The sequence below is a fragment of the Amycolatopsis kentuckyensis genome, from assembly GCF_002155975.1.
GTDB classification, from domain to species: domain Bacteria; phylum Actinomycetota; class Actinomycetes; order Mycobacteriales; family Pseudonocardiaceae; genus Amycolatopsis; species Amycolatopsis kentuckyensis.
The window spans coordinates 1-7,062 of the sequence record NZ_MUMI01000725.1 but is presented as its reverse complement, the minus strand read 5'-3'; the positions used below and the strand labels follow the sequence as shown (position 1 = coordinate 7,062).

Below are 7,062 nucleotides of genomic sequence, written 5' to 3'. Positions count from 1 at the left end.
CGGGACGCCCGCCCGGGCGGCCGTCTGCGTCGTGCCCGCGCCGCCGTGGTGGACCACCGCCGCCAGCCGGCCGAACAGGCGCTGGTGGTTGACGTCGCCGATGGCGAAGCAGCCGTCCACGGCCAGGTCGGCCCAGCCGCGGGAGACGAGCACCCGGTACCCGCGGGCGCGGCTCACCTCGACCGACCAGCGGGCGATGTCCGGTGCCGGGCTGATGCTGCCGAAGCCGACGTAGACCGGCGGCGGGCCCGCCTCCAGGAACGCCGTCAGCTCGGGCGGCAGCGGCCGCTCGTCCGGCACCGTCCACGCGCCGGTCCGGACCACGTCGAGGTCCGGGCCGGCCGGCCCCAGCACCGGGTCCGCCGCCAGCCACGGCCGGTCCGAGTAGACGTGGTCGCGGACGTTGGCCACCGGGGGCAGGCCGAGCGCGGCCCGGTGGGCGTCGAGCGGCTCGCGGAACTGCGCGTTCACCCGCTGGGCGTCCAGTTCCCACAGCGCCGCGTTGGCCAGCCCCGGCGGCTCCGGCCAGCCCGGCCGCGGCGGGGGCGCGTGGTGCCGCGACGGCAGGTTGACCGCCGCATAGGTCACGTAGACGTAGCGGATGCCCATGGCTTCGGCCACCGACCGCGCGGCGACCTGCGCCAGGCCGGCCGCGACCAGCGCGTCGCAGCCCTCGGCCGCCGCGGGGAGGACGTCGAACTGCGTCTCCAGCAGCTCGGTGCGGTACCGGGTCAGCTCCGCCGGGGTCGGGGGAGCCGTCGCGCGCATCAACGCCCGCACCGGCGGCCCGACCGGCACCCGCTCGATCCCGAGACCGGCCAGCCGGTCCGTGAACTCCTCGTCCGGCGGGGTGCACATCCGCACGTCCGCGCCGAGTGCCCGGAGCTCGACCGCGAGGGCCACCAGCGGTTCGACGTCGCCCCGCGTCCCGTACGTGGCCAGCAGCACCCGCGTCACCGCGGTGTCCCGGCGTAGAAGCCGACCGGCATCGTGACGTCGGCGCTGGCCGCCCCGCACTCCAGCATCCACAGCGCCGCGGCCGGCCCCAGCTCCCGGCCCAGTGCCCCGAGCGCGGCCGGGTCCGGTGCCACCGCGCGCGCCTGTTCCACGCCACGCTCGAACGCGGCCGGGTCCCAGCCGTCCGGGTCGCCGTCACCGAGGGAACGCGCGCCGGCGGCCAGGGCCGCGACCGGCAGCGGGCCGGGCACGCCGAGCAGGCCGTGGGTGCGTTCGCCCACCAGGACACCCATCCAGTGCGAGCTCTCCGGCGTGGGCCGGGGACCGGTCCACCGGGGCCGCCCGTCCATGTCCGGGAGTTTCGCCGGTGCGCCGGACACCGCCCAGCGGCCCGCCCACTCGACGGCCAGCCCGGGCGCGCTGCGCGTCGCGGGGTTGTGGAACCGGGCCATGTCCCACCGGTTGCCCACCGCGACCGCGGCCAGGTCGCGGTGCGGCCAGACCCGCGCTTCCCACCAGAAGCCCCACGGGAACGCCGCGGTGTGCCCCCACCACCAGTCCCCGCCCAGCTCCGGATCGGCGAGTTCGAGGGTCAGGCCGGAATACGAGCGGACGCCGTGCGGGCTCGGGCGCTCGACCCGCGGGGTCACCATGGCCGCGAGCGACTCCGGCCCGACCAGCCCGCGGTCGCCCCGGGCGGTGCGCAGCAGGGATTGCAGCAGCCGCGCGAAATCCGCGGCGCTGGTGTGCATCCCGACACCCGGGTAGGCCGCGGTGCGCAGGGGCGGGCTCGGCAGGCACCAGTCGCCGAAGGCGGCGTACCCGGTGGCGCCACCGGTGTTCCCCGTGCCGTCGTCGATGCTCGTGCCCGCCATCCCGGCCGCCGCGAACACTTCCCGGCCGACGCGGGCCCCGTACGGCTCGCCGGCCAGGTGCTCGACCACACCGCCGAGCACCCCGACGCCGAAGCTGGAGTACGAATAGGACTCCGGGGCCGTCACCAGCGGCCGCACCCCGCCGTACTCGACGGCGCGGCCGGTCTCGTGCCGGCGCCGGACGTAGTCGAGGATCGGCTCGGCCGCCGCCGTGGGCGCGACCGCGGTGACGATGTCACTGGTGTAGCCACCCTGGTGGGCGGCCAGCATGGCGGTGGTGGCGGGCGCCGCGGCCCGGCCGCGCAGTCCCGCGGGCAGCACCTGGTCGACCGGCGTGTCCAGCCCGGCCATGCCCGCCTCGGCGAGCTGCAGGAAGGCCAGGCCGGTGACGGGTTTGGTGAGCGAGCCGGCCGGCGCGACGGTCTCGGCGGTCATCGGCGTGCGCGCGGCCAGGTCCGCGAACCCGGTCGCGGCCGTCCGCAGGTCGTCGCTCGTCGCCACCGCGACGGCGACGCCGGGCGTGCCGGTGACCGCGGCCAGCCGGGGCAGGACGGTGTCCAGCGCCGCCATCACGTCGTCGAGCATGCTCATCCCTCGGTGGTGTTGTAGTTGACGATCCGTGCCACCATGAGGGCGCGCGCCCCGGCCAGCGGGCTGTCCGCGTCCCGCCGGGCCACGTCCGGCAACCGGTGGGCCTGGTCCTCGGTGACCGCCACCATGCCCCAGAGCGCGTTGAAGCCCGCGGGGTCGGCCGGCTTTTCCGCGGCGGCCTCGACGGTCACGAGGCCGTTCCCGCCGGCCACCGCCAGCGCGCCCATCTGCCGCAGCACGCCGGGATCCCGCTCTTCGGCGGCCACCACGCTCCAGCCCGCCACGTCCGTCTGCCGCAGCGCGGCGAGCAGGCTGTCCACGCCGCTGACGACGATGTCGGGCAGGACGAGCGCCACCGGTCCCCGCGTCAGCGGCAGGGCGCACCGGATCGCCCCGTCGAGTCCCGGCTCGGCCACGTCGTCCTGGTAGACGAAGACCAGCTGGAAGGTCCCGGCGTAGCGCGCCAGGTACTGCACCGTGTCCAGCTTGTGCGGGCCGATCACGACGACCACGCGCACGCTGAGCCCGCTCTTCACCAGCGCCACCACGGCTTCCAGGCTGCGGTCCAGCACGGTGACCCCGGGCGCCAGGCAGTGCAGTTCCTTCGGGTACGGCGCTCCGAACCGCGTTCCCAGCCCGGCGCAGGGCAGGATGACCGAAACGTCGGGGGCGTTCACCGCAGCCGCACCTCCAACGCGACCCGGTGCCGGGCGCGCGGCAGCGGCACCCACGCCGCCTCACCCACCGGTTCGACGTCCGGAAAGCGCTCGAACAAGCTCCGCAACGCGACCTCCGCCTCCAGCTTCGCCAGCGCCACGCCGAGGCAGAAGTGCGGGCCCCAGCCGAATCCGACGTTTCCCTCGCGGCCACCGTGCTCGGCCTGCCACCGCACGTCCGCGGTGTGCGGGTGGGCGAACTGCGCCGGGTCGCGGTTGGCGGCGCCGAGAACCGCCTGCACCGCGTCCCCCGCCTTGATCCGCACGCCACCGACCTCCAGGTCCGTTGCCGCGTAACGCAACCGGGCCAACTGGACCGGGCCGTCCGTGCGGACCAGCTCGCGCACCGCCGCCGGCCACAGCTCCGGCTCGCGGCGCAGCAGCTCCCGCTGGGCGGGGTCGCGCATCAGCGCGAGCGCCGCGTTGGCCAGCATGTTCGCCATCGTCTCGTGCCCGGCGAGCACCAGGAACACGACCAGGGCCACCGCGTCGACGTCGGTCAGGTCGTCCCGGGCGACGACCTCGCTGAGCAGGTCCTCCCGCGGCTCGGCGCGGCGGCGGTCCACCAGGGTGTGGCAGTAGGCGAACATTTCGCTCAGCGTCGGCGTGATCCGCGCCGGGTCGCCGTCGACGAGGACCTTGCCCCAGCGCCACCAGTCCGCCCAGTCGGTTTCGGGCACCCCGACCAGTTCGCACACCACCGCCATGGCCAGCGGGTAGGCGTACTCGTCGAGCAGGTTCGCCGTCTCGCCGAGTCCGTCGAGCAGCTCGTCGACGATCTGCTGCACCCGCGGGCGCAGCGCGGCGACCCGCGAAGCGCTGAACGCGTGGCTGATGCTGCGCCGCAGCCGCGTGTGCTCGGCGCCGTCGAGGCTCAGCAGGCTCGCGCGCAGGTAGGGCAGGTGCTCGCGCGGCGTGCCCAGCGCGAGGAACGTCTCCTCCTGGGTCTGCGCCCCCTGGCCCGGCAGACCGGCCGGGTCGTTGCGCACGGCCGGGTCGGACAGCACGGCGCGGACCTCGGCGCTGCCGGTGACCAGCCAGCCCTCCTCGCCGTTCGGCAACCGGGCGCGGCAGACCGGCGCCGCGGCGAGGATGCGGTCGTAGCCGCACACGGGGTCGTCGAGGACCGCCGGATAGCGGACGTCCACCACGGGTTCGGACGGCATCGGGCTCCCGGTCATCCTTTGAGCGGGCCGCCGTTGATGGCGACGCGGTGGCCGAAGCGGGTGTACGGGTAGTAGTCGTAGGTCGCGTGGTGCTGGACGCAGCGGTTGTCCCAGAACACCAGCGTGTTCGGCTCCCACCGCACCCGGCAGGCGAGCATCGGCCGGTTCGGCACGACCGAGAACAGCAGGTCGAGCACCGCCTGGCTTTCGTCGGCCGACAGCTGCGGGATGCGCGAGGTGTAGGCCGGGTTGACGTACAGCAGCGGCCGGTCGGTTTCCGGGTGCCGCACGACGACCGGGTGCTCGCTGACCGGCGGCTCGTAGCCCTCCGGGATCTTGTGGCCGCGGAAGGCGTGCGCGCCGTCGTGGATCGCGGTCAGCCCGGTCAGCAGCTCCTTCAGCTTCGGCGACAGCATGTCGTAGGCGAGGTGCATGTTCGCGAAGAGCGTGTCGCCGCCGCTGCCCGGCTCGGGCATGCGCGTGATGTGGAGCATCGAGCCCAGCGACGGCTCTTCGTCGGCGGTGCCGTCGGCGTGCCAGCCGTTGCCGAAGACGGTGGCCGACTCCGGCGCGGTCGCGACCTCGAGGATGTACGGGTCGCCGTGCTCGGGTGGCGGGTTGACCGGACGCAGCTCACCGAAGGCCGCCGCGAGCCGCTTGTGGTCCTCGACCGAGATGTCCTGGTCGCGGAACACCAGCACGTGGTGGTCCAGGAAGGCCGTCTTCAGCTCGGTGAGCTGCTCGTCGGTCAGCTCCCGCGTCAGGTCGAGGCCGGTGACCTCGGCGCCGATGACCGGGGTCAGGCCCCGCACCTCCAGGGTCCGGTGGTCGCGCGCCGGCCGCGTCGTGATCCGCTTGACGGCGTCGAGTTCGTACTGCTCCATGGTTTCCTTTCCTCCGGTGGGTCTCACCGTTCGATGGCGGCGGCCACCGCGGCGACGTGCGGGGCGCGCACGACGCCGTAGTGGGTGGCGGGCAGTTCGTGCCAGCGGCTCGGCTCGGGCAGGAGTTCCCGCCAGCCGTCGCGATCGGCCACCGGCAGGCCGGGCTCGGGTTCGGTGGCGAGCCAGACGTGGCTGGGCGTCGCGGCGAGGCGGGGCAGCGCGTGCCCGGCCATGCTGCGCAGGTTGGCCCGGGTGGCGCGGGCGAGCTTGCGCGCGTGCTCGCCGGCGGTGCCGCCGAGTTCGCGCTCGAACACCGCCTCCAGTTGCGTGTCGTCGTAGTCGGCGGCACTCGCGCCGGGCGGCGGCGGGTCGATGAGGTGCAGTGCCCGCACCGGCTGCCCGGCCGCCTCGGCCTCGGCGGCCATGCCGGTCGCGACCCAGGCGCCGAACGACCACCCGGCCAGCTGTTTCCTGCGGCCGGGGAAACGTTTTTCGAGGGCCTCGTGGTAGCGGCGGGCCCGGTCCGGGATGGACCACCCCGGTGGTTCCGGGCGGCTCAGCGCGGGGTCGGCGATCACGCAGACGCCGAGGCCGGCCGGCAGGGCATCGACGAGCGGGCGGTAGGCGTGGACGTCGCCCCCGACGGGGTGCACGAGGCAGACGACCTCCTGGGTCGTCCCTTCGCGCCAGACCTGGACGACGACTTCGCCGGCGTCGGCGGCTCGGCCCAGCTTGGCCAGCAACGCCGACATCGTGACTTCCGGGCCCAGCCAGGCCAGATCGAGATCGACGCCGTACAGGCGTTTCACCGACTCGATGACGTCCAGCAGCGTGAGGGAGTCGGCGCCGAGGTCGTAGAGCGGGACGTCCGGGTCGAGCTCGGCGACGCCCAGGAGAGCGCGGACTTCCTCGGTCAGGTCCGCTGCGGCGGGTTCCGCCGCCGGTGTGGTGCCGCGCTCGCGTTCGTGGAAGCTGCGGGCGGTGTCGAGGCCGGTCGTGGCCACCAGGACCTGCGGGAGGCCGGTCGCCAGCGCGCGGGCGAAGGTGCGCCGGCCTTCGTCGTCGCCGAGACCGACGGCCAAGTGGGCCTGGTGCCGGGCATCGGTTTCCAGGGCCGTGACGGCCATCCCGCTGGCCCGCCAGACGTCCCAGGCGATGGCGAGGCGGGCGGTCGGGCCGTCGCGGTGGGCGAGCGCGTCGAGGAACCCGTTGGCGGCGGCGTAGTCGAGCTGGCCGGTACCGCCGAACTGAGCGGACAACGACGAGCAGTAGACGGCGAAGGCCGGCCGGTCGCGTTCGATGAGCTGTTCCACGAGGAGGGCGCCGGCGAGCTTGACGTCCTGCGTGCCTTCGCCGCGGGTGGCGATCAGGCGGCCGTCGGGAACTCCGGCGGCGTGCACGATGCCCGTCAGGGGGCCTTCGATCGCGTCCGCGGTGATCTTCGTGAGGTCGGCGGCGAGGAGGTCGACGCGGTCGGCCCACGGTTCGAGCGCCTCGGGCAGGAAGGGGTGGCGCGCGAGCAGGACGACCCGGCCGGTGGTGCGGGTGAGCAGTTCTTCGGCGACCGCGGTGCCGATGCCGCCGGTGCCGCCGAGGACGAGGTGGGTTCCGTCCGGCGCGACGGGCGCACCGCCGGTGACCGGACTGCTTTCCCGGACCCACCAGAACCCGTTCCGGAGGGCAACCCGCTCGGGTGGCGGGGGGCCGGTGAGCAGGTCGGCGACGCGGTCCAGGTCGGCGCTTTCGAGGTCGACCCAGTGGCCGGGGATGCCGGTTTCCTGCGGACCGACGGCGGTGATCCCGGCGAGCAGCCCGGCTTCGGGGCGCGTGACGGGTGCCGCGGCAGCGCCCCGAAGCCGGGCTGCTCGCCGGG

At 74.9% G+C, this 7,062-nt stretch carries 6 protein-coding genes; all 6 read right to left on the bottom strand.

Annotated features, from left to right (window positions below):
* Positions 1-957, bottom strand: a 957-nt coding sequence (locus CCN39_RS46520; RefSeq protein WP_086853461.1) for a glycosyltransferase, incomplete at its 3' end; no start/stop codon positions are given.
* A complete protein-coding gene (locus CCN39_RS46515; RefSeq protein WP_208630676.1) occupies positions 954-2,417 on the bottom strand; it encodes a serine hydrolase domain-containing protein in 1,464 nt (487 codons plus the stop codon). The genes CCN39_RS46520 and CCN39_RS46515, both read right to left, overlap by 4 nt.
* 2 nt (positions 2,418-2,419) lie before the next feature.
* Complete coding sequence (locus tag CCN39_RS46510; RefSeq protein ID WP_086853457.1) at positions 2,420-3,100, bottom strand: glycosyltransferase family protein; 681 nt, start codon at positions 3,098-3,100, stop codon at positions 2,420-2,422.
* Positions 3,097-4,305 carry a cytochrome P450 family protein gene (locus tag CCN39_RS46505; RefSeq protein ID WP_086853455.1) on the bottom strand — a complete coding sequence of 403 codons (1,209 nt, stop codon included), beginning with the start codon at positions 4,303-4,305 and terminating at the stop codon, positions 3,097-3,099. The genes CCN39_RS46510 and CCN39_RS46505 overlap by 4 nt, the downstream gene beginning before the upstream one ends.
* Positions 4,306-4,316: 11 nt before the next feature.
* Positions 4,317-5,189: a TauD/TfdA dioxygenase family protein gene (locus tag CCN39_RS46500; RefSeq protein ID WP_086853453.1), complete on the bottom strand. Its 873-nt coding sequence runs from the start codon at positions 5,187-5,189 to the stop codon at positions 4,317-4,319.
* 23 nt (positions 5,190-5,212) lie between these two features.
* Positions 5,213-7,062: KR domain-containing protein (locus tag CCN39_RS46495; RefSeq protein WP_143264437.1), on the bottom strand; the 1,850-nt coding region annotated here is incomplete at its 5' end.